A 25557-nucleotide genomic window follows, 5' to 3' on the forward strand; every position below is an offset into this window, starting at 1 on the left:
TAGTTAATAGCTCAACATGAACACAAAAGAAAGAGCTATTTCCAAAAGGAAATAACTCAGGTTTTTTACATCTCCACTTTTTGGGGTCTTGACCACAATATGACATGTTCTTTTTTAGGGATTTAATTTCCTTTTAAAATCTTAGTACTTCTATTCGAAAAATCAGTTTCAGGATAATAGCTGTTTTTTACAAGAATATTAGGTCCTAAGCATTTAACTGCTGGGCAATGACAGCTAAGTTCTTTTGCTGTTTTTGATAATGTCCAAGTATCATATGCTTCTTGTAATGTATGGGTTTGAATATTTCCAAGATGAGGTACATCACCAAAGTCAGTAACGATGATGCTACCATCAAATACATTTACATTTAAGCGAGAACGACCATCAGGGTCATTTCGTAATGTTACATTTTTACTATTATATAATCTCTGAATGATGTCTAAATCGTTTTGATCATCGCTACATGGATAAAATGGCAGAGTACCAAATAGCATCCAAATATTTTCATCACGTACATCAAGTAAAGTTGAAATTGCTTCGCGAAGCTCTGGTTTTGTCAGGACTTCTAATGTACTAGCAAAATCGCTGGCATACATAGGGTGAATTTCGTGTCTATGACATTTCATTTCTTCTATGATTTGACGATGGATTTTTTCTAAGTATGGAAGAGTACGTTTGTTTAACATTGTTTCAGCGGATACCATAACTCCAGCATCAGCAAGGCGTCGGCTGTTTTCAATCATGTTTTCGAATAATTTCGCACGCTGCGCATATGTCGGTTTACGATCCATCATCGCAAATCCTGCTTCTACAAATTCATCAACAGTTCCCCAGTTATGAGAGATATGTAGCACGTCTAAATAAGGAATTATTTTTTCATATCTTTCAAAATCTAATGTTAGATTTGAATTAATTTGCGTACGAACTCCACGTTCATGTGCATATTTCAATAAAGGCACAACATAACCGTTCAACATTTTATTTGAAAGCATCGGTTCTCCACCAGTGATACTAATACAACGTAGCTTTTCAATCTCTTCTAAGCGGTTTAATACTAGCTCAATAGGTAGAGGATTTGGATCCTTTGGTTGTAAAGTATATCCGACTGCACAATGCTCACAGCGCATATTACAAATCGTTGTAGTCGTAAACTCTACATTTGTAAGTATGTTCTTACCATACTCTTCAACATCTAAATATGCTTCCCATGGATCATATGTAGGTGTTATTTGTTGTAATAATTTTTTCATGTGATTACTCCTTTAGATACAATAACTGCACCCATAAGTATTAGACTAAATTAATTTTCCTCAACTATTATAAGAAAGAAAGTTAAGCGTTGTATAGAAATAAATTCCTAAAATATAAAAAAATGTCGAAAGTTTACGATATATAGGAGAAGAAGGGTATAATATAATTTATAATTGTATTAGAAAGGACGATCATTTCATGTCAAACACAGTTGAACAATTATCTTATATTAAAGAACGTTTTAACTCAGTAATGGAAACAATCGAATCATTAGAAGCTGAAGAAGTGAGCTTAGAAGAACTAGATCAATTATTATCAGTTTTAGATGACTTAGAAAGTAAATGTCGTGAAGTAAATCGCCCAGATTGAGTCCATTATAATGGGCTTTTTTTATTGGAACGAGAACATAGTTTAATTGTGATCAAAAGAAGTAGCTAAATATTTGCCCAAATCAGAAACTAATTCTGAAGGGCTTTTTTTATTCCGTTTATTAAAAATTGTATTATAATGAAGAGGGGAACATTCAGTATTTTTATAAAGGGTTTTAAGGGGGAGCATGAATGCAACACATACAGGAAAGTATTTATCAATTAATTGTCGAAACATCAACAAATTTACCAAAAGACGTACGTAAAGCAATCAGACAAGCTAAAGCAAGTGAAACTGCGGGTACAAGAAGTGCCATCGCATTGGAAACGATTACAAACAATATAATGATGGCAGAAGGTGATGTTTCACCGATTTGCCAAGATACTGGTATGCCAACTTTTAAAGTGAAAACACCAGTTGGGGTAAACCAACTTGTGATAAAAGAAGCAATTTATGCTGCAATTGAACAAGCTACAAAAGATGGTAAGCTTCGTTCTAACTCTGTAGATTCTTTATTTGGTAAAAACAGCGGAAATAACTTAGGACCAGGTACTCCTGTTGTTAAATTTGAACAACACGAGGGTGACTATATTGATATTCGCTTAATCTTAAAAGGTGGCGGATGTGAAAATAAAAACATCCAATACAGCTTACCATGCGAACTTGAAGGACTTGGAAAAGCAGGTCGTGATTTAGATGGTATCCGTAAATGTATTTTACACAGCGTATACCAAGCACAAGGACAAGGCTGTAGCGCAGGTTTCATCGGAGTTGGTATTGGTGGAGACCGTACTAGCGGTTATGAGCTTGCAAAGGATCAATTATTCCGTTTATCTGATGATGAAAATTCAATTCCAGAGCTTAAAGCAATGGAAGATTACATTTTGGAAAATGCTAACAAGCTAGGCGTAGGAACAATGGGCTTTGGTGGAGAAACAACACTACTTGGCTGTAAAATCGGTGTGATGAACCGTCTACCTGCGAGCTTCTTCGTATCAGTAGCGTATAACTGCTGGGCATTCCGCCGTTTAGGAATGAAAATCAATCCTGAAACTGGTGATATTTCAGAATGGTTATATAAGGAAGGCGAAGAAATTAGCTTTACAAATGAAACTGATGAAACAACTGAAGCACCTCGCGAAGTGAAATTAGTAGCTCCAATTACAGAAGAACAAATTCGTGATTTAAAAGTTGGAGATGTAGTTTCAATTAGTGGCATGATGTACACAGGACGCGACGCAATCCACCATCATTTAAAAGACCACGATTGTCCAGTAGATTTAAATGGACAAATTATTTACCACTGTGGACCTGTAGTATTAAAAGACGAAGAAGGCAAATATCACATTAAAGCAGCTGGTCCAACTACAAGTATTCGTGAGGAGCCATACCAAGGCGATATCATGAAAAAATTCGGCATTCGCGCTGTAATCGGTAAAGGCGGAATGGGTGCTAAAACATTAAAAGCTCTAGAAGAGCACGGCGGCGTTTATTTAAATGCAATCGGTGGAGCAGCACAATACTACTCACAATGTATTAAAGAAGTAAAAGACGTAAACTACCTAGAGTTTGGTATTCCTGAAGCTATGTGGCACTTACAAGTTGAAGACTTCAAAGCAGTAGTAACAATGGATTCACATGGTAATTCGCTGCATAAAGATGTAGATAAGAGTTCACTTGAGAAATTAGCTACTATGGCTGAGAAGGTATTTTAATAATTGAGTTTTTAGGGCAATGTCATTTTTATGGCATTGCTTTTTTTTGTGTGTAGGGACTGCAAAATAAAGGAATGAGAGCTGCAAATAAAAATATGATAAGGGCAAATAAACGTTTTAACTCTGCAAATAAGAACGGAACTGCAAATAAAAATACGAAAACTGCAATTAAAAATAGCATATCTGCAATTAAAAATACGAAAACAGCAAATAAAAATGGCATATCTGCAATTAAATAGATGAAAACAGCAAATAAGCCTCTCTAGCGTGCAAATAAGTAATTAAATCATGAAGAAAAAGTCTAATTTTAGGGTAAATTAATGGTCCTAAGTTCAAAAAAGTTCAGGTTAAATCGAAAAATAGATCTAGTCAAACAAGCGTCTCCTTTTCTTCAAAAATCCATGTTAGAAAATTTTAGTTTTATTTCAAAAGTGCACCAATTCTTTTCATATTTCTAATTTATTTACAGATACTATTTTTAAGTGAGGTGAATGAATTGAAAAAAATAATTGTATATATTCTTACTTTTTTCTTAGTATATCCTAGTACTACATTTGCTTATAGTAATACGCCACATGGCTGGGGGATTGTTCCTGCAAAAAATGAGACTCCACCTGATGCTGGTGAGCAACTTAATAAATTGGTATCAAATACGGGGTCAGTGTATTTAGGGGATACTACAAAAAAAGATGTTTATCTAACTTTTGACAATGGGTATGAAAATGGCTATACACCAAAGTTTTTGGATGTTTTAAAGAAGCATGGTGTTCATGGGACTTTTTTTATAACAGGTCATTATATTAAGGAAAATCCTGAATTAGTGAAACGAATGGTTAATGAAGGGCATATAGTCGGAAACCATTCATGGAGTCATCCTGATATGACAACGATTGGTGATCAAAAGATTGTTGAGGAATTGGAACAAGTTAAAATGGCATACCAGGAATTGACTGGCCGATCGGATATGAAATATTTCAGACCTGCAAGAGGTGTATTTAGCGAACGTACCTTACAACTAGTTAATAAACAAGGATATGAAAATATTTTCTGGTCATTGGCATATGTTGATTGGAAGGTTGATCAACAAAGAGGTTGGAAATATGCTTATGATAATGTGATGAAAATGATTCATCCTGGAGCAGTTATATTAATGCATACTGTATCGAAGGATAATGCAGAAGCGATGGATGAAATTATTACTGGCTTACATAAACGTGGGTATCATTTTAGAAGTTTAGATGACTTAATGATGGAACGAAGCGGATTTGATCCGAACTTTTATGTACCTAAAAAATAAAAAGCTAATGATTAAGTAGTTTTATTAACTGCTTAAATCATTAGCTTTTTTATTCTTTATTTGGCAGCAAGGAGTCTTACTCTCCGTAATAGCCAATTTTAGAGTTTTCTTTAACGGTTTGCGATTGCTTCGTAGTTTAGTTTAGCATGTTGCTTAGGTGTTTTGATTACAAATGGATTTTCAACTGTATTTTCTAAGAATTGTTTATCTTTAATAGCGAATTTTTTTATTCCGTTAAGAACTTGCTCTTCTTCAGTTACAACTTCACCAAAAAGTAATTCTTGTGTAATTGGTCCTTGGTTGTAATGCTCATAATAAAATCGCTTATAGTCAAACTGATAGAAAATAACTGGTTTTTCCATATATGAAAAATCAAATGAAACTGTTGAATAATCAGTGATTAATAAATCTGATCTTTTTAATAGTGATTGGACAGTCTCTTCACCTTGACGGATCGTTTTTATTCTTTTATGGAAATCCGGAACATCCTTCATATAAATTTGAGTTTGGTAGTGCGGATAGAAAATGATATTTAAATCATTTTTTTCTAGTATTTGATGTAATTCAGGATTACTTAGTAAAGAGAAATAACGGTTAAAGTATTCAGAGTTCATTAATTGCTGAGTACTTTTATTCCAGTTTCTCCACGTTGGCATGATTAAAATGGTTTTCCCATTCCCTGTATTTTCAAGCGCATCCCATCTAGCCAATCCAGTAACGGCCACTTCATTTTCAGCATAGCCGAATTCGTTAACGATATGATCTTTTTCAAAATCAGATGAAACGATAAAGAGTGAATAGCCCATTCGATTTTTATTCAGTACATGATTTACACGACTTACTCCAATAACGCCATGTTGAATAAGGATTTTTTGATTTTGCTGCCACTCAGGATGACATTTTAAAACTTGTAAGTACTCGTGGGTGTACATGTTTGCACGCTCTGAATAGGCATTAATTGTTTTATCACAAGTTAACAAGTAAAGTGTGTGCTTTAAACTTCCATATTGTATAATGTTTCCGAATTCCTTTATATATTCGTAATCCTTTGCCTTTTTATCAATCAAATAATAGCAGTTATCTCTTACTTTATTTTTTTGAATGTACTTGAATAAGTGATATGAATTATCTTGTGCCGTATCTTTTCGTTCTCCAATTAACCAAATATGCTTATTTCGATAGTATCTTTGGGTTAAACGGTATAGGTAAAAAATAAGGAATGATTTCCATTCTCTTCTTAGGACAAGTAACCCAAATTCATAAACGATATCACGGAATGATTTTTGGATCTTTGTTTTTAATTTTCCGAGTAAGCCTGTTTTTTTGATTCGAATGTGTAAATTTTTCTTTGGAAAATAAGGTACGATACTGTGTGTTTTAGTTGTTGCTGGTTTTGAATTTGCCTTCGTTGAAAAATAGAAAATATGAAGTGGTTTTCTTAATGAAATATCTCCAACTTTTACTGAAATAAACACTTCATAATCGCCATCAGGTAATATTTTACTTAACTCAATTGTAGTTGTTTTATAGCCACCATCGCTATAATTGATACTATTTTTTGAGAAAAGATAGGACAAATCAGAACGCTCAAGAGTTTCGAGTGTAACTGTAATGAGTTGACCATTTGATTTGTTTTTAAACTGTAATTCCTTAATAGAATCTAAATTATTAATTTCCTCGATAAATGCGAAGCCACCAACTTGCAAGCGGTCACCTCGTAACGAAAGGATTTCAATTTTTTGATGTAAATTAAATTCCTTAATTTCTAGGTACTCTTTATATTTTGGAAAATACTTTGCAAAATAATGATAATATTTTCCCTCAATCATCACTGCACCTTTTTGTAAGGTTCGATCTGATAATAGAGTCATCAATAAATGAAATTCTTCTGGATTTTGATTTAGAAAAACTGTATAAAATACTTTACTAATTTTAGAAATATTATTTTCCATTAGATTTTTAGACAAGTTTTTAGCAAAATCTGATGAAATCCTTAAAAGCTCATTGTATTGTTCAGAAGGGAAATAGTATGCCTTAGTCAGTAAAGACGTTAAATAATAATCCCATAATTTTTTCTCAACATGCGAGTAGTGAGAGGTGATATCTTTCAAATTATAGTAGTTTATTAATTCTGTTTGAGTAACGAGAAGGTTATCAAAAAATTCTAATGTACTAGTTTGTTTAATGACATCACTGTTCGTTAAATCTCTCACTTTAATTACGATATCTGAAGTAACGTATACTTTATTTGAACAAATAAAAGATTGTTGAGTAAATAATAAATCTTGTTGTTCTGTTAAAGACTCATTGAATTGCAATTGATTATCGTTTAATAAATTTCTATTAATAATCATATTTTTAATAGAAGGATTTAACAGAAGTTCCGGATGTTTTTGGAACTCTCGTAATGTTGGTAAATCTTTTTTTATGATTGATTTTAATTCATGATGCTCCCATTTTCTTGTACCATTGAATAATTGGATATTTCCTAAAGCAATATCAGTATGATCTTTTATTGCACTGTTATATAAATTTTCATAGGCTGATGGATTAACAATATCATCCGCATCGATAAATGCCACAAACTCTCCAGTAGCTTCATGTAAACCTATGTTACGCGCTTTGTTTTTTGTCATTAGCTCTAATGGTATGGAGCGAAAATTTTTATGTGAATTCGAATATTCCTCAATTATCTCTTTACTATTATCAGATGAACCGTTGTCTATAATAATTATTTCAATATCAGTTAATGATTGACCTTGTAAACTGTTTAGGCAATCTTTTAAGACATCTTCATGATTATGTGCAACAACGACTACACTAACTTTGGCTTTTTCCATAATAGTCTTACCTCACTAGTCTCTACTTTCAATTAAATAGTTTATCATAAATTATAACCTAATGCGTCTTCGAAAGAACAGAATTTACGAATGGTAAGTAGGTATTGTACTTGTATTATTTCCAATTATTTACGGAGATATTTTGAGATAGAGGAGAGAAGAGGGGAATAATAGTATTGAGAAAGTAGCTGTAAAAAGTAAATTATTTTATCCAACACTTGACTTTGAAAATGATAATCGTTATCATTTAGGTATAGCAAATATCCACACCGCTGTAGCGATATTTGATAAGTTTTGAAACCTAATTGGACTTGAAAGTTTCCCCATTCCCTTAAAATTAAATGTGTCAAAGAAAGCTTGACTAGTCCCCAAGCTTTTTTTGCATTTCTCAGACTGTTGACAAATGCTCGCTTTCTTCGTTGCTCATTACCGTCAAAGATAACTCCGCTCCTCACCAGGCTTCGCGCCTCGAAAGACAAGCGCTTGCAATCAGTCTGAAAATCAGATTTTATGCACACCTTAACTAGAGATTATTCTCTAGTTTTTTTGCGTTTCACACAAATTTACTTAAGCGGTACTTGTTATGCTATAATACACTTCAGAGTAATTAAGGAGGAACGGGAGAATGTGGAAGGAAGAGGTTGCTTTAGAAACACCATATCAGTGGGAAGAAGTTTTAAAGAGATTAGAGCATGAGCCAACGTTTACAGTGCATTCTGCTGAAAAGCGGTTAAGCATTCCACTTTATATTGATGGGGATCAAGCAGTTGTAAAAGTTAAGAAAATAAATGATGCTCCGGTTTTGTTTGAAGTCATTAGTGAACATGAAAATAAAGAGAAAATTCTCGAAGAAGTTGCGACTATTTTACAATGGCAAACAGAATTTGACGAACTACATCATCATTTAAGACAAACTACAATTTCTCCTCTAATAGACCTTTTTGGACATACACCAATAACCGTTTCTAATGATCCTTTTGCCTGTTTAATTACATGTATTATTCATCAACAAATACAGCGTACATTTGCAATCCAAGTAACAAAACGATTTGTTCGAATGTATGGTGAAAGAATTGGTAATTCGTGGTTTTTTCCATCACCTGAAATAATTGCTAATTTAACAATAGATGAGTTAAGAGATTTGCAGCTTAGTACTAGAAAAGCTGAATATATGATTGGAATTGCTAAAGCTTGGAGTGAGGGAGTTTTAAGTCATCAAGATTATCGAACAATATCATCAGAGGAAATTTCAAAGGAGTTAATCAAGCTTAAGGGAGTCGGTCCTTGGACAGTTGAAAACTTTTTATTATTTGGTTTAGGTCGAAGAGATATTTTTCCGGTTGGTGATGTTGGAATTCAAATTGCACTTCAAAAGCTTTTAAATTTAGATGAAAAGCCTTCGAAAGAAATAATGGATTATGTAAAAGAGCAGGTTTCCCCGTTTGGAAGCTACGCTGCCCTTTATCTTTGGAAGAGCATAGAATAATGGAGTTGTATATATGAGCAATCAGTTAACAAATAAATTAGAAGTAGGCCAATCTTTTCCTATAACAATCAAACGTATTGGGATTAATGGTGAGGGTGTCGGTTACTTCAAAAGACAAGTAGTTTTCATTAAAGGAGCATTACCTGGAGAAGAAGTAGTAGCAGAGGTAACGAATGTTCGTAACGGTTTTGCTGAAGGGAAAATTCAACGTATTCGAAAAACATCACCAGATCGTGTAGAGCCGGCTTGTAAAATCTACGAAAAATGTGGTGGCTGCCAAATTCAGCATGCATCTTATGAAGGACAACTTCGATATAAACGCGATATTGTCATCCAAGCAATGGAAAAGTATGCGAAAGATTTACTAGAAAAAGCACCAATTAAAGAAACGATCGGCATGGAAAATCCTTGGAATTATCGCAACAAAAGTCAGCTACAAGCTGGACTAGAAAAAAATAAAATCATTGCTGGACTGTATACACAAAACTCTCATAATGTTGTCGATATTGGCCATTGCCCAATCCAACATGAGGATTTAAATAAAATTACAGGTAAAGTAAAGAAAATTTTAACTCGTTTAAATATCCCTGTTTATAATGAACGAAAAAATAAAGGGGTAATCCGAACAATCGTAGCGCGAGTTGGTTTACGTACAGGTCAAATCCAATTAGTTCTTGTAACTGGAACGAAAGATTTTCCTCAGAAAAATGAACTAATCAGTGAAATTAAAAAGCGAATTCCTGAAGTGACAAGCTTAATGCAAAACATTAATAATCAAATGACTTCAGTAATCTTTGGTCGTGAAACTGTCTATTTATCAGGTGAAGAAGTAATTGAAGAAAAGCTAGGGGACTTATCATTCGAACTTTCGGCTAGAGCGTTCTTCCAATTAAATCCTGAACAAACAGTTAAGTTATATGATGAAGTCAAAAAAGCAGCGGCACTTACCGGAACAGAAAAAGTCGTAGATGCTTATTGTGGAGTAGGGACAATCGGACTATGGCTAGCAAAAGACGCAAAAGAAGTTCGAGGCATGGACGTAACAAAAGAAGCAATCATCGATGCTAAAACAAATGCCCTAAGCCATGGATTTACAAATACTCATTACGAAGCAGGAGAAGCTGAACAAGTATTACCGAAATGGTTAAAAGAAGGCTGGAAACCAGACGTTATCATAACTGATCCACCGAGAACTGGTTGTGATGAGGAGTTTTTAAATACTGTATTACAGATTAAACCGAAGAAATTAGTTTATGTTTCATGTAATCCTTCTACTTTAGCTAGGGATTTAAAGGTATTAAGTAAGAGTTATGAAGTGAAGTATTTACAGCCTGTTGATATGTTTCCGCATACTGCACATGTTGAGTGCGTGGCGCAACTCATTTTAAAGTAAGGCAGCAAGCCCATTTGGGCGCTGCCTTTTTTACTTATAATAAAGGACGCTAAAATTATATTGAATTGTAACTTCGCCTCTAATATTACAAGTGATGCAATTAACTAGAACGTTCAACACCCTTGGACCTTCCTAAAATCTTATTATATAAGTTACTCATTATTAAACAGACATTGCACCTCAAGAAAATGTAGTAGTTAACTTATTAGGTCAATAACGTTATTCAGTTTAAAAACATAAAAACTTCTAATCATTTGATTGGGAGTTTTTTTAAGGTTGTAAAAAAGTGTCATAAATTTTAAGAAATATAAAAAAGTTTAGTAGAAAATTAGAAAAACATTTAATTAAATTAGCTATTTTTTAATTAATTTCTAAAAATTCCCCCAATTCATGTGCAGTAACCTCTCAAAATCAAACAAAAAATTAAAGATTTTTCTACTTTTTTCGAAATTAATTTATGAAACAAAACATTTGAAATTAATAATCTTGTAGAATCATGTAAAAAAATGTTTATGAAAATTTTGGTGTTTTACCCCAATTTACTCTAATAACCTACTAACCTATAATTTTAATTAATAAATATTTCTGAATATTTAGAATTAAAGCGATTCAACTTCAAATTAATCCTAGCTAAGTTGAAAGGTTTCATTAACAGTATGTTGAAACACGGATCAGTGTAGTAAATGTGAAGTTAGTCTGAGCACGAAATCTTTACATTTTTACAAATATATTATTCTACATAGTAGTAGTAAAAGGAGAGTTTCGATGGGGAAAAAGAGTAACAAGAAAATCTTTAATGTAGTAACCGCAGGCTTGACTTCTGCAGTAATTTTGGGGACAAGTTCTGGTAATTCATTTGCTTTTGATAATACCACTGGTGAAACTGCTTCTATTAAGGCGCCTCAAAAGAAGCAGAATTCTCGAACTGTCGACATTCACAAGGTTACACTTATCACTGGTGACGTCATTACAGTAGAAAAGCACAGTGATGGAAAAATGGTAGCCACAGTAGTACCTAATGAAGACGGCACTCCAGTCGCATTTACTGAGAAAACTATTGATGGTGACTATTATCTGATTCCTGAAAAAGCGACACCATTTCTGGCATCTAACAAAATGGATGAGGATTTGTTTAACATAACGAAATTGATTGAGTATGGGTATGATGACTCTCATCGATTAAGTATTCCATTAATTGTCACAGAGGAGTCAGGAAAAGATTCGGCTGTTAGTAAATCAGCTGAGGAGGCTGTGACTACAGGGTCAACGAAAACAATAGATCTTCCTAGTGTAAATGCCGTCGCAGTAAAAACGAATAAAAAACATGCTAAGGAATTCTGGAATGCAGTTGATGGAGAGGAAATTACAAAGCAAGTTCAGTCAGAGCTTACGGAAGGTATAAAAAAGATTTGGCTGGACAAACCAGTACATGCTTTACTTGATAAGAGTGTTCCACAGATTGGGGCTCCTACAGCATGGGCTTCAGGATATAATGGAAAAGGCATTAAAGTAGCCATCTTAGACACAGGAATTGATCCTACTCATCCTGATGTTAAAGATGTTATTAAGGAAACAAAGAGCTTTGTACCGGGTGAAGATTTTGTCGATCACATGGGGCATGGTACGCATGTTGCATCGACAATCGCAGGATCTGGGGCAGCTTCTGGCGGTAAATTGAAGGGCGTAGCTCCAGGTGCAGACCTTTTAATTGGGAAGGTGCTTAGCAATGAAGGTTCAGGAGATCAATCTGGAATCATTGCAGGAATGGAGTGGGCCGTTCACGAAGGCGCTGATGTCGTTAGTATGAGCCTTGGGACACAAGAACCAAGTGACGGTACAGATCCAATTAGTCAGGCGGTTAATAACTTAAGTACATCCAGCAACACATTATTTGTAATCGCTGCAGGGAATGCAGGAAGTAAAAAGGGTACAGTAGGATCTCCTGGGGCAGCTGAAAAAGCGTTGACTGTTGGGGCTGTTGATAAAACCGCAACTGAATTTTTAGCTAGCTTCTCAAGTCGCGGTCCGATTATCAACAATTACAATGTTAAACCTGAAGTTACTGCGCCAGGAGTAGGAATCGTAGCTGCTCGTGCTGCAGGGACAACGATGGGGACTCCAGTAGACGCTAACTATACTTCTGCTAACGGTACCTCAATGGCTACACCACACGTAGCTGGCGCTGCAGCAATCCTAAAGCAAAGACATCCAGATTGGACTGGAGATCATATTAAGCAAGTTTTAGCTGATACAGGTGTAATGAATGTCCGCTACACACCATATCAACAGGGTGGTGGACGGATTAGTATTGAGAATGCCTTGGATGCCAACGTTTATAGTAGTCCCGCAGTCGTTAGTATGGGAGCTGTTATGATAAAGGATCAACCAAAAGTAAAACCATATAAGTATGTTAACCCATCTGATAAAGATGTGACATTGAATCTTTCCTTGACGGCAAAGGGTGAAAATTTAACGACAGCACCTGCTGGAATGTTTACACTAAATCAGTCAACGGTCACAGTTCCAGCACATGGTAGCAGTGAGGTGAATGTGACATTTAATCCAGCGCTTGGTAGTGTTCAGGATTATAAAGTTGTGGTTACGGCTACTTCAAGTGATAATAAAACAATCAACACGACGATTGGTGCAACGAAGACTGAACCATCAGTTAGAGTAAAGCTTCAAACGATTGACCGTTACGGACGCAAAACTATAGGTGAAATACTTGCTTCGAACATTGATACGGGGAAAATCACTCAGATTTACCCTACTGCTGGACAAGATACGAGTCTCCTATTGCCGCCAGGGCGTTATTCTGTGATGGGAACAATATACACAACTGACGTGACCGGTTTGAGAACCGAGAGCTATGCTCTTGCTGGTGATCCAATGGTGGAGTTGAAGCTCGATGAGGATAAGACGATTACGCTGGATGCTAGGTTAGGTAAAGAGATCAATATCTCGACGCCTAAGGAGTCCGAGCAGGGTGGATGGAAAATCGGCTACCGCAGAGCATTTGCTGGCGTCAAAGGTGGATTGGACTACATGAAGGCAGCATCTAGCGCAATTTGGGATCATGTTTACGTAGTTCCGACAAAGCCATTGAAGGATGGTGAAGGGACGTTTGAGTATAATTTCCAGCAACAAAGGTATGCTCCTGTAATCAAGGCATCTTATGACGGGCTAGGTGGAACACTCCCTCTAGAACCGGTAGGCTTTGTACCAAGATTAGACGGACATAAGAATCTAAAAGCAGTAAATGTAGGCAAAGGATTGCCAGAGGACCTGATCGGTAAGGACATTAGTGGCAAGATTGCGGTGGTTACTCGTGATGATAATCAGGGCACAGCCAGCCAGATTAAAGCTTTACAAGATGCTGGTGCAGCGGCGGTGGTCCTAGTTAGCGACAGACCAGGAATATACGCTGTTAGCGTAAAAACAGCTGATAACATCGGTATTCCTGCCTATACGCTTGGACAAGAAGATGGAACTGCGCTTCTTAATCGAATTGCAAACGGTACAACTTTAATTGACCTTAGGGGAATCGCTGACAGCCCATACCTATACAACATCGCAATGATGGTTCCTGGTGTAATTCCTGAAGACCCTAGTGATGAAGTGACTGCAGAAAACTCTGCGATCGTAACGAACCATTTCCGTGGAACCAAAGGTAGTAAAGTTGGCGAGACAACATCAGCAGTTCGCCCAAATGAGGCTGGCATTGTCCAAGTCATAAAAAATATTAAAACCCCGCTAGATAGGGAGGACTGGTACTCTACTGGTAGCAAGTGGCCGACTATGGACCAAATGCGTTGGTACCAAACGGTCTATCCAAATCTTAAACAAATTGGCCAACACGTGAGTGATGCACTTTGGAATTATGGTGCTGGCGATAAGCGTGAACAAACTTGGTTAGGAGCTGCAATCGGTCAGTCTCAGTACATCGAAGCTTACCGCGATGGAGACAAAATTATTATCAACAATCATGAGTTTGGTGATAGTGAACCTACCCACTGGGGTGATTTCAGTTGGCAAGATGACACTGGGAATGTACAGATGTTCAAGGACGGGAATCTTTACAAACAAGATGCATATTTTTCGAATTCAAAACCGATTACTGTTAGCCCTGAACTAGCGACATACCGTGTTGTTATGAACACAAAGCAATCAATGTGGTCACCATTATCTACAACGACGAGTACTGCGTGGACATTCAAGTCAGCTAAACCAGCCAATGGGAAAGAAGACCTAGCGGTATTGTGGCCGAAATATGATATTAATCTTGATGGAGAGAACAATGCAAACGGTGGTATCACAGACCATTTCGATTTATCATTCGGGCTTCAATCAGGTGTGATCCCAGACATGCGTGGTTTAGAGGTTTCAGTATCTACTGATGATGGAAACACTTGGAGCAAAGCAAAGGTGCAAAATAAAGATGGTAAGTACATTGTGACTGTAAAAAATCCAGTATCTGGTTATGTGTCTCTGAAAATCAAGGCATGGGACGCTAACGGTAGTCAAATTGAACAAACTCTGATAAGAGCATACGGAGTGCGCTAATCTGCGATTCATCCATAGATGCCTTGGCTGCCGAAAATGAGAGTATGGGTGCATGAATTCAGCCCTGTGAAAGATTAATTCATAATCGTAAGATTGGATGGTGCTTGCACCATCCTTTTTTATGTCAATTGAACCACACAAAAATGTTGTTAAACCCACCAACATCTATTGTTTTGTCAATTACAGTCCACACACGTGGAGTGTGTGGCAGAACTCATTTTAAAGTAAGGCAGCAAGTCCATTTGGGCGCTGCCTTTTTTCTTATAATAAGGGTGAGGCTGATGGATTTGCACTTTATTATAAAATCGGAGAACAAAAATTACACTTCTTTGTTTGTTAAAAAAACTGACTCAAAAAGTCGTCATTTCAACGATCTTTTGAGTCAGCCTTTTTCAAGAAGAATGTTTTTGATAAACAACTTGATTCTAAATATTATTATTTCAAATCATTTTTTACATCGCGGTTGGTATTTTGGAAATCACCTCCAAAAGGCATCCCGGAAATATAGCCTACTCCACCAGTGCGATCTATTCCAATTTCTTTTTCCATCGCCTGTTTTAATGCGGTTTTATCCACTGCAGTAATATTCTTCCCTTCTAATTCATCCCCTGGATGTTGAAAGTTACTCATAATGTAAGAGAATCCGTTACGGTCATCGGCCGCAAACAAACCAGTTGATTCAGCTCCAGCTGGGACTGATAAAATTCTAGATAGCTCCTTTGTATCAACGTTATAAGCCCAGACAAAGTTATTGGTATGCATTGAGCTGTCTTCACCGATAAATAATGTTCTTAATGATTCAGAATAACTTAGATTATCAGTATTGGCTACTGAATTGCCATCAGCAGTGTTTCCATATGCATCTGCTGATGGCATATCCTTACCAACAATTAACCCAGACATTTTAGCAGCGATATACTTACTATTAATCTTTTCACCTGTACTATCTTTTTGGCCGTCTGTTAAATCCAATTGATACGTAACACCTGATTTAATTTTTGGAAGTTTGATATCATCTACTGGGTCCGTAGAATTTGCAACCATTCCATTGCTTTGATCGGAAATCGCAATGTAAACCTTTTTATCTTTCTCGTTTAAAGTTACACCTTCCATTTTATTAAATTCAGAAGTCGCACCAAGCATTGCTGCATATCGACGTGATTCTAAGAATGCAGCAGCTTTTTCCATGCCAGGCTTCAATTTTAAATATTCAGTTTTACCGTACGAATATTGCTTGATGGCTTTAAAGCCTTCTTTTGGAACATCGGATGTTTCGAACATATCGCTGAACTTGATACCGCTGTCGATGATTTGTTTGATTTCTTTATCGGTCGAATGGCCAAGTTTTATCCATTCTAAGTTACCCGCTCCGCCATTATCAGTACCAGTTTGGTGGAATTTTGCGGCATAAAGCGTACCTGCAGTAAGATCCTTCGCTTTATCGGCTACATACATGAACAACGTTGTATAAGTACCGTCATCACCAAAGAAAGCAGTCCGGTTATCAGGCATCATCTTCATTAATTCATGTGAGAAACGACCGATGCTGTAATGTTTGGAAACAGAAGCTTCCTCTTCTTTGTTGACACTAATTTCAGGAATAAATCCATAAAAATAAGGGTTCGCCTTTGATTTATCACCGAAATAAAGCTTAGCAAAGCTTTCAACCGAAGATCTTGCTGAAGATTTTGGATCTTGCTCAAAACTGCGGGCATCCGGCTCATACTCTTCTGAACCTAGATGAGTATTCCATGGCGAAAGGGAACCATTACATGGAATCCAAAGCCCATTTACACTTGAAAAATCAATTTTCTTAACCGATTTAGGTGTCAATTCACCCGTTTGCTTATCTTGTTGAAGTGTAGATAATGACATGGATGCAGGAACAATACCATATGCTGAATTACCAGCCGCATCGATTGTTTGATATTCATAATGAGTTACCATGAAAAGTTTTCCGTCAATTGGCTTCAATAAACTGTTTGAATCTGGGGCATCTGATACATAATATGTAGGTTTGCCTTCAATACTCATATCCATGATTGGGTCACCATTCACATCAATTGGTGTGCCTGCTGGAATCAGCTTTCCTTTGTTCATTGCTACGTTGTCTTCAGATTTAAATAGTCTCTTATAAGAAAGTGGGAACTTCTTCACTTCACTATTGCTATATTTCACTTCCATTGATGCGTTCGTATAGGTTTGAACCATTTTATCAATCGTTTTTGGTGCTTCCATCCCAATAAATCTTACAGAATCAATTGTTACATGACCATTTCCTGATACAGCAGCATGTGTCAAAGCTGGAATGGATATGGATAATCCTAGTGCAAGCACAGACACCTTTTTAATAAAATGTTTTTTATTCATTGTTCTCCTCCTGGCAAATTGATTTTCTTCCACAACTCTATTAAATCAAATGAACGTTAAACTAGAGTTTCCTTTCTGGTTAAAGATTTGTAAAGCTAGTTTAAGTCCTTGTAAAGTTATCGAAGGAGAAATTAATCTTTTCACACCATAAGTCGAAACATGTCAAACAACAAAATGTTAATAAATATCCATGGAGAAAAAGAGTAATATAACGTTCATCACAATCAATCGATATTATTATGATTGTGATGAACGTTGTAACTCACCAACATCTCATGTATTGTCAATTATAAACTGCTCTGTTGAGTGTGCGGCAGAACTCAAATTAAAGTTTTAACCACAAAATAAATTTCTCTGATAAAAGGCAAGTGTAGGGAGAAGGAGAAAGGGAGGATCGTAGTCATCCTATGCCTTGTCCCTCTTTTTTTATCAAGACTTTATTATGAAAATAAAATAGTTTATCTAAAAAAATTGGATTAAATAATGAGAAAACGCGGGTTGTGTAGCAAGGGTTTATTTTAAATAGAAGATAATGGGAACTTAAGAATGCGGTTTGGAGAGGGATGGAGTAACAGGAGATTATTATTACTGAACTACATTAAATTAAAGCAGATGGAACCGTGAATCTATAAAAGATTTTAGCTGAACCATCTGCTTTAAATTCTCTTCCTGTAACTTTCACTTATCGAATGGCTATATTTTCAGGCGGAATATTGAATGTAAAGGAAGTAGCTGGCTTCGAATGAACAAGTTTTTCATTTATTTTCCATATTTCTAAATTGACATTTACTGTATATGTTCCTGCAGGTGTTCTCACTCCATCATTCGTTTTGTAATTCCACGTACTTTTCCATTGGATTTGTTCCAGGCTGTTTAACGACTCATATTTAAGCACCTGTAAAAAAAATTTCCCATTACTATAATGATACACCTGTTCTCCTTGTGCATTATACACCTTATAATCATAAAACTGGCTTGTTGGAAACTCAATAAGCATTGGCTGACCACTATTATTTTTAAACGTAAAAATAATAGTGGCTCGTTCCACATCTGCGATGACATTTCCATCCAATATCCAATCTGTCATGCTTCTAACCTCCTTAGCTAAGATTAATTGATTACAGCAAACAAAAATCATCCAAAAATAAAATTCTCAAAGGTGATACTCCTTCCTAATGTATAGATGTATCCCTTTAATATTGCTTATTACTTTATAAAAAACTATAACAATGTCTAGTTAAAAGATAAAATAGCCTATTCATCATTTGCAGATGGATAGGCCATTAATCTTATCTCAAGTCATAAGCCTTAATGATTCATTGAGAAATTTTGTTGCCTAGCTCATCCAAAGCAGCTGCTCGTAAATTCACGACTTGCATTTTCCATTCCATCCTTTGTAATGACAAAAATCACCTTGCCAGGCATCTCATCTCACTAGTTTTTGACAATCTGTAACCAACATCCAAATAGTCTTTCCCACTATGTCCAGCAGTGCCGTATAACCTCTAACATAATATTCCTTTTCTGTTAATCTTTCATTGTTTGCATCAATCCCATTCCACAGTACCTCATACTCGTCATTAAAGAGGAGTGTAGTAAGAATCAATTCACCATCAAATTGGCACTGTTTTGCTATTAAAGTATTAAACCCGCCAATGGTATCACTCTCAAGTCCTGCCATAGATCCGCTTCGATCAAGTAGGACAATTATTTCTGATAGATTCTTATTTATACGAATCATCCTCCCAAGTTATTAATTAATATATAATAATAGTTAAGAATATCCATTATTTGGTTATTTGAATAAATATAAATTTTTATTAAAATTAGTCATAGAGACTCAATTGTAATATTTCGAGAGGGGTTTTCTTTAGGAAAATAAGAACCCAAAATTCATATTGAGTGGATAAAGTGAGGTGATCATCATGCTAGAGGGACAAATAATCAAATTCTATCGTGAACGTCAGAGCATGATGCAGAAGGATTTAGGAATTGGCATCTGTTCGAGTACACATATTAGTAAAATTGAACGTGGATTAACAGAAGTTTCTAAAGAAACAATAAACTTGCTGTCAGAGCGGCTTGGCATTGATATGGAAATAGAAATTAAAACATACAATGGCATAGATTCCATTTTAAAAAAATGGCATGAATCGATCATTTTAAAACTGAAAACAAAGGCTACGAATTTAAAGGAGCAATTAGAAACTATTACTCTGCTACATATGCCGGATATTTATCGTTCCTATACGCTCATACTCACAAGATATTATTTATTGATAGGGCAGGTGCATCAAGCTACATCTCTAATTGCTGAAATGGACAAATGGTCTGATCTTCCACCATATGAAAAAAACATGCTTCTTCACATTAAAGGGATCAATGCATTGACAAATAAGGAATATTATAAGGCGATTTCATATTTTCAAGGAATTGATCTAACCTATTACAACAACCAAGAGTACTATTATCATTTGGCTTTTGCCTATCATTCTCTGAATTCACGAGTATTGGCTTATTATTTTGCCGAAAAGTCCCTGAGCTTTTTTACAGAAGTACGCAGTTTTACGCGTATGATTGAAGCAGAAATGCTTATGTTGGTCCAAGTAGAGAGGGACGAGTTTTACGATCCAAAAGATATCGAATATCAAAGATTAATCGAGATGACAGAAAACATTGGATTAGACCATCAAAGAGCATTGCTGTCACACAATCTCGCATACCAGAAAGTTCGTCAAGGAAATTATGATAAAGCTTGTGAATACTATAAACAATCTATGGACATAGAAGACCCTCGTACGGCCCTTCATATAGCCTCTATGGAAGGTTATATAAATGCATTAACGAAACAAGGATTGAAATCATCCGAAGAATTGCTCCAATTGGTCGAAAAGGGTATTGCTCTTTCTGAAGAAATAACCGATCCAATCTATAAACATTTCTTCTATTTACATAAATATAATCTTCAAAACGAAAAAGAGCTTTACTACCATTACCTTGAAAAAGAAGCATTTCCTTATTATCAGAAAATGGCACATGTTCGCTTATTTGAACATTATGGGATAAAGTTGTTCGACTATCATATGGAAAAAGGCAATGTCGAAGAAGCAAATCAATACGCAGCGTATCTCGTGGAAAAATACCGTAGAAACGATAAATTTGCTTGATTTTTAAATTAATAACCTTAAGGAAATCGTGTTATACTTCGTCCATTATAAAGCAATCCATTTATTGGTCTGGCATTAGCTACATATATCATGCATCGGACAGTAGGAGAAAGAGAAGCTGTGGCTCCAATTAAAAAAGTAATCAACAGATAAATTTACAAAAGTAAAGGAAACCATCTTAAAAGCATTCATTTTGTTTTGAGATGGTTTTCTTTTTCGATTCTATAAATATAAAAGTATGATTAATTTCAAGTTGATTTTAAATATTTATTTCAATTAATTGTTTTTAATAATAGGCATGTTCACTTGCAATGATACAAGCTTCACGTTGTTCCTTTGTCAAAGATGACAGAATGTCCGCTGTCTTAAGTTCTTGTGCTACTGCTTCAGTAGAAAGCACCAATGAATAGGGGAGAATATTAAGCCTGCTAAAAATGCCACAGCAGCTGCTTTCTTGATTAATGAATTAAATTCCATAAGACCCTCGTTTTCCAAAAAACTTTTCAGAATATTTGTAAACGATTACTACTTTCTAAAAGCCTTGAATATTACATTTATATCGTAATGCCATTTTCTATTAGTAGCTATGGGGGTTTTAACTGTGACTTTTGATGTATTTCTTCTCCAGTAAAATAGCTTAAATTTATAGCCGTTTTTGGTGCTTAAGAATCAATCACCCTTAAATCAAAGTGGGGTTTTTCCTCTCGTTTTTCGCCTTATCTTTACATTTATCAACATTTTTTTCTAATTATAGATTATTTTTCTTACTAGATTGGTAGTTTCCTTCCTTTGCGTGCCCATCGTACGAAAAAAGAGTAATTTTTTTGAATATGGGGGGACTGAGTGATGACTACACCTAAATAATGGTAGTATAGGTTGTTATAATATTTATTTTTTGGACCTATAGGAGTGTTATGATCGTTCGTAAAACAGACACTCTTGGGAGAAGTTAACTAAGTACTAGAGAAGTTGCTTTCCGCTCCGGGCGAACGCGCCCCTGAAAGAAAGCGCCTGGAGCAGAAATCAACCTTTCCTTCTATTTTATTTAAAAATATTTAAATTATAAAAATGCGCATGTCAAAAGTCCTTTATAAAACCCCATTTGTCACCACAATCTAATGGATATACATTTAGGTTGTAATAGATTTGTAACCTATTAGTTAATTTAATTGATGAACAGACAGTTTAATGTTTTAAGACTCATCGCAAAACCTATTTTATAAGTTAATGGGTTCATCCAAATACAGAGCTCGTAGTTTTGCGTGCTAAATATGCCCTTTAAGCCATAATATTTTTTTATTGATATTCAGTACTATTCTATTATGCAACAGTCTAAAAAATTTGATGGATGGGGAGCAACTAAATGGAATTAAGACATCTGAAAACTTTTAAATACGTAGCAGAGTACTTAAATTTTACAAAGGCTGCGCAACAGTTAAACTTTACACAACCTGCTGTAACTGCACAAATTCAAACGCTCGAACAAGAGTTGAAACAGGAGCTATTTATACGGATAGGTAAGAAGACCTATTTGACGCCAGAAGGTGGAATCCTTAAAAAATACACAGATCAGCTTTTTTCCATAGTAGAGAAGATTGAATCATCATTGGCCGAACTTCCAAATGAGTATGGCATTGTATCGATTGCCGCATGTGAAAGCCATTGTACGAATTATTTTCCTTATGTAATTTCTGAGTTCTTGAAGCTATATCCCAAAGTACAGATTAAGTTGTATTCGTGCAAAAGAGATGAAATTATAAAAGGGATTGAATCGAATAAATACGATATTGGGATTATTTCGGGTGAACTATGTAGACATGAAATTACAAACATCGTAATTGCAGAGGACGACATGATTCTAGTGGTTTCTAAAGATTTATATGCTAGATACACAGAAGACCAACTACTAATGAAATTTCCTTTAATTAAATATCAAGCTGATGGATATTTTGAGTCGATGATGAGCAAATATTTGAGGCAAACGAATCTCTCAACACACAATCTAATCGAATTTGGAAGTTTAGACGGGATCAAGAAGGCAGTATTAAATAATATCGGAGTGGGATTGGGAGTCAGTGTCTGTATGAAAAAAGAAATTAATAATGGTGATTTAGTCCCAATTCAAGTTACTGAGAATAAGGTAAAAGTAAAAACCTCTATCATTACGTTGAAGGAAAAAGAAAACTCAGTAACAATTCAATCTTTTAATAATATAATTCAAAAAAATTGGAATAATATTTATGCTTTAGAGTAAAAAAGCTTTACGATATTTTTTTAGTGATATAACACGGTTTAATAGTGTGGTGGTGTGAAAAAAGGGACAACAGGAGAGGTTCTACCTGGAGCAAGTACACCAGCCACAAACAATAAGATCACGTTCAAAACATTGCCGTTGGTGAAAATGATTAAATAATAATAGATTCAAATTTTGAGTAGTTTTGAGACTTCTGAGTACTAAATTGAGGTAGATAAACACTATATACCAGTACCTTAACTGATATATACTCAATGATTTTATTGTATATAGAGAAAAATAATGAAACAAATACAGCAACTGGTGTTATGACATCAAATGTGGAACTACTGATAGATCCTAGTTGACTTAAATGATGACAAGAACCGGTGACGCTTCGTTATGACGTTGCCGGTTTTTTACACTTTATTTCTCTATTCTATAGGATTAAGCAGAGAAAAGAGACTACAGATGGGATTATGGGTTTGAGCGTGTTTCAGAAGCTAACAACGGGGCAGCTTATTTCAGCAGTCACATCAAGATAGAATTCTTACTGGAGAGTTATTAAATGGAGGGGTTTAGGGATGGCTACTTTATTACAACAACAAGCAAAACTAGAGATAGAGAAAAAGAGAAATGAATTATATGATTTTTGTAAGCGGTATGGATTTCTTCATTCTATTACCATTCAATGTAGCCAAGAGTTAGATCAGCTAATAAATCAGTTATTTAAAAGCTTTACGGCTTTAAAGGAAGAGCGGTATGAGTTCTTAATAATTTAGATACCGATAAACTGATCTTGTAGTAATTTGGCACCAATTCGTATTCATACTAATGGTCAAATGTTCTTTATATTTAACGGTTAGATGTAAACTCAACATCATCTCATGAATTGTCAATTGCGTACTGCACACGTGGAGTGTGTGGCGCAATTGATTTTAAAGTTGTAACCACAACATAAATTTCTGACTAACAAAATAATCCTTTGCCAAAATATTTCCTCACTTTCTACTTTGTAATAAAGCGTTCCATACATTAATTTCAGCCTCATATGAATGACCAATACCACAAGTCTCTACTTCTTCCTTCAATCCGCTATATGTATCGATCTCTGCTTTCAGTGTAAAGTTGTTGGTGATATCTTGCAAAAAACCTCTTGTAGAAAAAAACATATATCGCCCTTGACCAATTGTAAGATAGAATCCTTAAATTTTATTTGGATATGTACACAATTTATTCATATATTCGAGTTCAATTTCACGAAGTTTTTTCATTGTAAATGCTGTATTTGCCAAGTCTGTAAAAAATGAAATTAGCAATAGGGATTTAGTTCTAATCTTAAATACTGAGAACAAAGTAAAAGTAAAAAGCTCTATCATTATGTTCAAGGGAAAAGAAAACGTACTAATAACACAATCTTTTATCAATATAATCCAAAAAGTTTGGAATAGCGTTTAACGATATTCTTTTAGATGTAATCTAACATCGTTATTAGTATGGGAGTAACATAATGACTGGTGTAACAGGAGCCAAAAGGTCCATTTTAAGCCCTAGTGATGTCTCTATTTTATTATAAATGAAGGACTCCACTTTTAACTGGTATGCTTTACTCTAGTCCAAAAACATTATAATAATTGCTATGAATCTCTAACTCTCTAACTTTTAGATATACTGTTATGATTGTTTTAAATGATGAATGATCGGTATGGTAAACAAATTTTGTTTAAATAGAAGCTCGGAAAACTCCTTAATAAGACATGTGATATATCTGAATAAAATCGTGGAACATGACTATCGACTTATTAGGAGGAGAGTCCTTCGTATGGTAGGGTTCGGGTCTTTTGGCACAACTGCATCCATTTTTTTAGTGGTGTTGAATATCAATAAAATAATGTTATGGTTTCAATAAAATTTCATGATTTTACAATATTCGAGTAAAAACTTAAAGTTTTCATATAAGATGCAGCAGCCGGGAGCACGATTTGAAGCAACTTTAATACGCTGAAAATTCTGAATCTTTAGAAAGGATAATCTATTACTATTCATTTATACAGCTAGAAACTACATAACTGTGATACAGAATCGGTAATTGGTTTAGGAGCTGCCAATCTCAAAACATATTTTTATAACTTAATAGGTTCAAGCAGTGAAGGGGAAGGAGGTTAAAGGATTAGTTAGGTAAATTTAATCTAAATATGGAGGTATAAACATGGTAAAAATACCCAAAAAATTACTTACATTGTCGACAGCTTTCTTACTAACTATTAGTTCATTTGCTGCACCAGCTGGAAATTATGTTAAGGCTTATGCAAAGGACAATATTGAGACAAGCAATAACCAAGAAGCTAAAGAGGTAATAGCGAATAAAATAAGTCCAGAACTTAAAAAAGAATTTGCAAATAACTCTCAAACTACCTTTCTTGTAAAATTTAAGGATCAGGTAGATACAGTAAAGGTTGCTAATGATGTTAAAGCTAAGAATAAGCAACTATCAAATGTAAAAAAAGAGTTAGTAGTTCGTTCATCAATCGTTTCTGAATTAAGAATTAAATCAGATTCATCACAGAGAAATTTGAAGGAATATATTAAAAAAGAAAAGCTTAATGGAAATGTAAAGGATTTTGAGTCGTTTTATATAGTAAATGGTATGGCAGTTACAGGAACAGAGGAAGTTATGAGAAACATAGCGGCTATGCCTGAGGTTGAAAGTATAAAACCTAATGGAATTACAAAGTTAATCGAACCTGCAAAAACTACTGAAGCTGCTGTTCCAGCGATTAATAATGTAGAATGGGGCCTTGAAAAAATTGGAGCGCCTGATGTTTGGGGTTTGGGAATAGATGGAACAGGGATAGTTGTTGGTAGCATAGATA

16 protein-coding genes and 1 pseudogene are annotated in these 25557 nt (G+C 35.0%); 11 read left to right on the plus strand and 6 right to left on the minus strand.

Translation table 11 applies throughout. The annotated features are described in order from the left end of the window. Positions 1–122 precede the first annotated feature (122 nt). Positions 123–1250 (minus strand): radical SAM/CxCxxxxC motif protein YfkAB, encoded by a 1128-nt coding sequence (yfkAB, locus tag ACFWM3_RS23890; RefSeq protein ID WP_056465268.1) that lies wholly within the window; start codon positions 1248–1250, stop codon positions 123–125. 199 nt (positions 1251–1449) lie between these two features. Between yfkAB and ACFWM3_RS23895 the strand changes: the two genes are divergently transcribed. The 4 genes from ACFWM3_RS23895 to pdaA all read left to right on the plus strand — a co-directional run bounded on the left by ACFWM3_RS23895 (position 1450) and on the right by pdaA (position 4632). After that, positions 1450–1620 (plus strand): SE1561 family protein, encoded by a 171-nt coding sequence (locus ACFWM3_RS23895; protein WP_088013361.1) that lies wholly within the window; start codon positions 1450–1452, stop codon positions 1618–1620. Positions 1621–1811: 191 nt separating this feature from the next. After that, the gene (locus tag ACFWM3_RS23900; RefSeq protein ID WP_056465266.1) at positions 1812–3335 is read left to right on the plus strand and encodes a fumarate hydratase; all 1524 of its coding nucleotides are present in this window, start codon (positions 1812–1814) and stop codon (positions 3333–3335) included. A 74-nt stretch (positions 3336–3409) separates the two neighbouring features. Further along, positions 3410–3574, plus strand: coding sequence for a hypothetical protein (locus ACFWM3_RS23905; RefSeq protein ID WP_390313195.1), 165 nt, complete (start codon positions 3410–3412; stop codon positions 3572–3574). A 248-nt stretch (positions 3575–3822) separates the two neighbouring features. Continuing rightward, on the plus strand, positions 3823–4632 hold the full coding sequence (gene pdaA, locus ACFWM3_RS23910) for a delta-lactam-biosynthetic de-N-acetylase (RefSeq protein ID WP_390313196.1): 810 nt from the start codon (positions 3823–3825) through the stop codon (positions 4630–4632). A 110-nt stretch (positions 4633–4742) separates the two neighbouring features. Here pdaA and ACFWM3_RS23915 read toward each other — a convergent pair whose 3' ends face one another. Next, positions 4743–7472, minus strand: a complete 2730-nt coding sequence (locus ACFWM3_RS23915; RefSeq protein ID WP_390313198.1) for a CDP-glycerol:glycerophosphate glycerophosphotransferase — start codon at positions 7470–7472, stop codon at positions 4743–4745. Positions 7473–8097: 625 nt separating this feature from the next. Between ACFWM3_RS23915 and ACFWM3_RS23920 the strand changes: the two genes are divergently transcribed. The 3 genes from ACFWM3_RS23920 (at position 8098) to ACFWM3_RS23930 (ending at position 14914) form a co-directional block, all read left to right on the plus strand. Beyond that, positions 8098–8958 carry a DNA-3-methyladenine glycosylase family protein gene (locus tag ACFWM3_RS23920; protein ID WP_390313199.1) on the plus strand — a complete coding sequence of 287 codons (861 nt, stop codon included), beginning with the start codon at positions 8098–8100 and terminating at the stop codon, positions 8956–8958. Positions 8959–8971: 13 nt separating this feature from the next. Beyond that, positions 8972–10351 (plus strand): 23S rRNA (uracil(1939)-C(5))-methyltransferase RlmD, encoded by a 1380-nt coding sequence (gene rlmD / locus ACFWM3_RS23925; RefSeq protein ID WP_390313200.1) that lies wholly within the window; start codon positions 8972–8974, stop codon positions 10349–10351. Positions 10352–11116: 765 nt separating this feature from the next. Further along, positions 11117–14914 (plus strand): S8 family serine peptidase, encoded by a 3798-nt coding sequence (locus ACFWM3_RS23930; protein WP_390313202.1) that lies wholly within the window; start codon positions 11117–11119, stop codon positions 14912–14914. Positions 14915–15349: 435 nt separating this feature from the next. Here the strand turns inward: ACFWM3_RS23930 and ACFWM3_RS23935 are convergent, their stop codons facing one another. From ACFWM3_RS23935 to ACFWM3_RS23945, 3 genes are all read right to left on the minus strand, one after another. Next, entirely contained in the window at positions 15350–17284 is a 1935-nt protein-coding gene (locus ACFWM3_RS23935; RefSeq protein WP_390313203.1) for a PhoX family protein, read from the minus strand. 682 nt (positions 17285–17966) lie between these two features. Continuing rightward, the gene (locus ACFWM3_RS23940) at positions 17967–18371 is read right to left on the minus strand and encodes a BsuPI-related putative proteinase inhibitor (RefSeq protein WP_390313204.1); all 405 of its coding nucleotides are present in this window, start codon (positions 18369–18371) and stop codon (positions 17967–17969) included. Between the two features lie 339 nt (positions 18372–18710). Then, the gene (locus ACFWM3_RS23945; protein WP_390313206.1) at positions 18711–19025 is read right to left on the minus strand and encodes a hypothetical protein; all 315 of its coding nucleotides are present in this window, start codon (positions 19023–19025) and stop codon (positions 18711–18713) included. 184 nt (positions 19026–19209) lie between these two features. Between ACFWM3_RS23945 and ACFWM3_RS23950 the strand changes: the two genes are divergently transcribed. The 3 genes from ACFWM3_RS23950 to ACFWM3_RS23960 all read left to right on the plus strand — a co-directional run bounded on the left by ACFWM3_RS23950 (position 19210) and on the right by ACFWM3_RS23960 (position 23466). Next, a complete protein-coding gene (locus tag ACFWM3_RS23950; protein WP_390313208.1) occupies positions 19210–20451 on the plus strand; it encodes a helix-turn-helix domain-containing protein in 1242 nt (413 codons plus the stop codon). A gap of 1363 nt (positions 20452–21814) precedes the next feature. After that, positions 21815–22705, plus strand: a complete 891-nt coding sequence (locus ACFWM3_RS23955) for a LysR family transcriptional regulator (RefSeq protein ID WP_390313209.1) — start codon at positions 21815–21817, stop codon at positions 22703–22705. Positions 22706–23268: 563 nt separating this feature from the next. Then, positions 23269–23466, plus strand: a complete 198-nt coding sequence (locus ACFWM3_RS23960; protein WP_390313210.1) for an aspartyl-phosphate phosphatase Spo0E family protein — start codon at positions 23269–23271, stop codon at positions 23464–23466. Positions 23467–23685: 219 nt separating this feature from the next. Here the strand turns inward: ACFWM3_RS23960 and ACFWM3_RS23965 are convergent, their stop codons facing one another. Next, the gene (locus ACFWM3_RS23965; protein WP_390313212.1) at positions 23686–23832 is read right to left on the minus strand and encodes a hypothetical protein; all 147 of its coding nucleotides are present in this window, start codon (positions 23830–23832) and stop codon (positions 23686–23688) included. A 1061-nt stretch (positions 23833–24893) separates the two neighbouring features. Here ACFWM3_RS23965 and ACFWM3_RS23970 point away from each other — a divergent pair. Continuing rightward, a pseudogene (locus ACFWM3_RS23970) lies at positions 24894–25557 on the plus strand (peptidase S8); the annotation flags it as partial.

Origin of the sequence: Gottfriedia sp. NPDC058432 (assembly GCF_042721555.1) — a bacterium.
Taxonomy (GTDB): Bacteria; Bacillota; Bacilli; order Bacillales; family Bacillaceae_G; genus Gottfriedia.

Excerpts from the sequence above, each read along its gene's own strand:
- yfkAB (WP_056465268.1), bottom strand. The coding sequence starts at position 1,250 with ATGAAAAAATTATTACAACAAATAACACCTACATATGATCCATGGGAA.
- ACFWM3_RS23895 (WP_088013361.1), top strand. The coding sequence starts at position 1,450 with ATGTCAAACACAGTTGAACAATTATCTTATATTAAAGAACGTTTTAAC.
- ACFWM3_RS23900 (WP_056465266.1), top strand. The coding sequence starts at position 1,812 with ATGCAACACATACAGGAAAGTATTTATCAATTAATTGTCGAAACATCA.
- ACFWM3_RS23905 (WP_390313195.1), top strand. The coding sequence starts at position 3,410 with ATGAGAGCTGCAAATAAAAATATGATAAGGGCAAATAAACGTTTTAAC.
- ACFWM3_RS23915 (WP_390313198.1), bottom strand. The coding sequence starts at position 7,472 with ATGGAAAAAGCCAAAGTTAGTGTAGTCGTTGTTGCACATAATCATGAA.
- ACFWM3_RS23920 (WP_390313199.1), top strand. The coding sequence starts at position 8,098 with ATGTGGAAGGAAGAGGTTGCTTTAGAAACACCATATCAGTGGGAAGAA.
- rlmD (WP_390313200.1), top strand. The coding sequence starts at position 8,972 with ATGAGCAATCAGTTAACAAATAAATTAGAAGTAGGCCAATCTTTTCCT.
- ACFWM3_RS23930 (WP_390313202.1), top strand. The coding sequence starts at position 11,117 with ATGGGGAAAAAGAGTAACAAGAAAATCTTTAATGTAGTAACCGCAGGC.
- ACFWM3_RS23935 (WP_390313203.1), bottom strand. The coding sequence starts at position 17,284 with ATGAATAAAAAACATTTTATTAAAAAGGTGTCTGTGCTTGCACTAGGA.
- ACFWM3_RS23940 (WP_390313204.1), bottom strand. The coding sequence starts at position 18,371 with ATGACAGATTGGATATTGGATGGAAATGTCATCGCAGATGTGGAACGA.
- ACFWM3_RS23945 (WP_390313206.1), bottom strand. The coding sequence starts at position 19,025 with ATGATTCGTATAAATAAGAATCTATCAGAAATAATTGTCCTACTTGAT.
- ACFWM3_RS23950 (WP_390313208.1), top strand. The coding sequence starts at position 19,210 with ATGCTAGAGGGACAAATAATCAAATTCTATCGTGAACGTCAGAGCATG.
- ACFWM3_RS23955 (WP_390313209.1), top strand. The coding sequence starts at position 21,815 with ATGGAATTAAGACATCTGAAAACTTTTAAATACGTAGCAGAGTACTTA.
- ACFWM3_RS23960 (WP_390313210.1), top strand. The coding sequence starts at position 23,269 with ATGGCTACTTTATTACAACAACAAGCAAAACTAGAGATAGAGAAAAAG.